The sequence below is a fragment of the Microcystis sp. M53603_WE2 genome (genome assembly GCF_030065435.1).
In genome coordinates, this window is sequence record NZ_JASJFF010000483.1 from 1 (window position 1) to 1,957 (window position 1,957).

The window sequence follows — 1,957 nt, forward strand, 5'->3', positions numbered from 1 at the left end:
CTGGAAGCAGGAGTTGCTCGATTTCGGTTTCTCCATGCAAGATCCTCTCAGCGAAGTGGTAGCGGTAGAAGCTTGGGACGAAGAATAAGCGACCATCGACTCAAAAGCAGCTTTCTACCAAGATTATCGCCATGGGATCGACTCCGATTATCCTTTCCGCTCTGGTTATCTTATCCTTAAGCGCGAGTTGTTCTCCCAGGACAGAAACCCAACCACCGCCACCAGCGGCCCGTACTACTACCGTCAACGTCACCACCGCTAAACTGGCAACCATCGGACGCAATCTTGATTACACGGGAACTACCCGACCTTTAAAAGTCGTTTCCCTGCGATCGCAAGCCACTGGTCAGTTACTTAATCTCGTCGTCGATGTGGGAGATGAGGTGCAATTAGGACAAATCCTCGCTCATGTTGATGATCGTCTCCTTGCCACCGTTGTCCGGCAAGAAAAATCCGCCCTGTCGGCCCTAGAAGCGGAATTAGCGCGGGCGAGAATTGAAGTCAGTAACGCTGAAATTGAAGTGGAGCGCCTACAACTACAATACCAACAGGCCAAAAATGATGGCGAGCGCCTGCAAAAATTAGCCCTAGAAGGGGCGATTCCCCTGCAACAGGGCGAAACAGCCCAAACCGCGGCGGCAGTGGCTTTAAAAGCCGTTAATAGCGCGAGATCGAGAATTAAAGTCGAGGAACAGGTGGTGGCGGCAATTATCGGCAGAATTGCCGCCCAAAAATCGGTCATCGCTCAGGAACAACAACGTCAGGCCTACGCTATTCTTAAATCACCAGCGACGGGGATAGTGATCGAAAAACTGAAAGAGCCGGGGGATTTAGTCAGTATCGGCGATGAAGTCCTCAAAATTGGCGATTTTCAACAGGTCAAGGTGGTAGTATTATTATCGGAATTGGATTTAAAAACGATTAATTTAGGACAAAAGGTTAATGTCAGCCTTGATGCTTTCGGTGAGAGAAATTTTTCCGGTCGCATCACCAGGATTTTTCCCCTGAGCCAAGGCACGGCCCGGCGGATTCCCGTGGAGATTGCTCTACCCAATGGGGATGGTTTAATCAAAGGGGGATTATTGGCCCGGGTACGGTTTAATAATAATTCTGCCCCTCAGGTGATTGTTCCCGAAACGGCAATTGTCGGTCAGGGGGAATCCTCGGCCATTTTCGTCCTTTCCGAGTCTAACTCGCAAGTGGAAAAACGTCCCGTTCGTCTCGGTCAAGCGCTTGACGGTCAAGTAGAAATTATCACTGGACTCGAACCGGGGGAGCGTTTCGTCGTTAATAGTAGTAAACCTTTGCAAAATGGGGAAAAAGTCCGGGTCAGTATCCTCAGTAATCCTTGAGTAAACCATTGGAGATAAGCTAAACGGCTTTTACTTCGGATCACCGATATAGACTCCAAAAGGGTTATAGCTGTTGGATCATGCAGGTTAAGCGCCGTTTAGCTTAGTTAGTAAAAGTATAGTCAAATATAGACAGACTGAATTCCATTTCAGAAATTCCTTTCACTTTTACTTCGAGAGATTAATTCTCCTTGGGTGAACTACGCACCTCTCTATCCCATAGCGGTTAAACGCATTTGGGAATGCTTTTCGCAAAATGTTGTAGGAACCCATGACATCAGATTGAACCAGAATCCCCTTATCTGTGCGATATAATCCTCGCGAAATTCTTTTTCCTGAAAACACTGGCCTTTCAGTTGTTTCTCCATACACTGGTAGCGGCTCTAAATTTAAAAAATTAGCAACAGAGGTATAGGATTCTTCTTGAATAATCACAGAGATTCCCGCTAATCGACATTTATAAATAGGGTCTGCTGAAAAAGTTTTTCCTGGGGGTAGGAGTCAGTAGCCGGTCGTCAGGAGTCGGTCGTTTCAGGCTTTGTTGCCCTTGTTTTTTGTACCAAGCGATGTACCACAAGAAGGATAATGCAAGGTTTTTGAAAGTC

Annotated in this window: 2 protein-coding genes and 1 pseudogene; 2 read left to right on the forward strand and 1 reads right to left on the reverse strand. The window is 47.0% G+C overall.

What is annotated here, in order from left to right; all coding sequences use genetic code 11:
- Positions 1 to 88, forward strand: an 88-nt coding sequence (locus tag PX481_RS10045) for a DUF4327 family protein (protein WP_288094522.1), incomplete at its 5' end; no start/stop codon positions are given.
- 43 nt (positions 89 to 131) lie between these two features.
- Complete coding sequence (locus tag PX481_RS10050; protein ID WP_288094521.1) at positions 132 to 1,352, forward strand: efflux RND transporter periplasmic adaptor subunit; 1,221 nt, start codon at positions 132 to 134, stop codon at positions 1,350 to 1,352.
- Positions 1,353 to 1,520: 168 nt separating this feature from the next.
- Here the strand turns inward: PX481_RS10050 and PX481_RS29665 are convergent.
- Positions 1,521 to 1,814 (reverse strand): annotated as a pseudogene (locus PX481_RS29665) (RNA-guided endonuclease TnpB family protein); the annotation flags it as partial.
- Between the last annotated feature and the right edge of the window lie 143 nt (positions 1,815 to 1,957).

Coding starts and splice junctions, on each gene's coding strand:
- PX481_RS10050 (WP_288094521.1), top strand. CDS start 132: ATGGGATCGACTCCGATTATCCTTTCCGCTCTGGTTATCTTATCCTTA.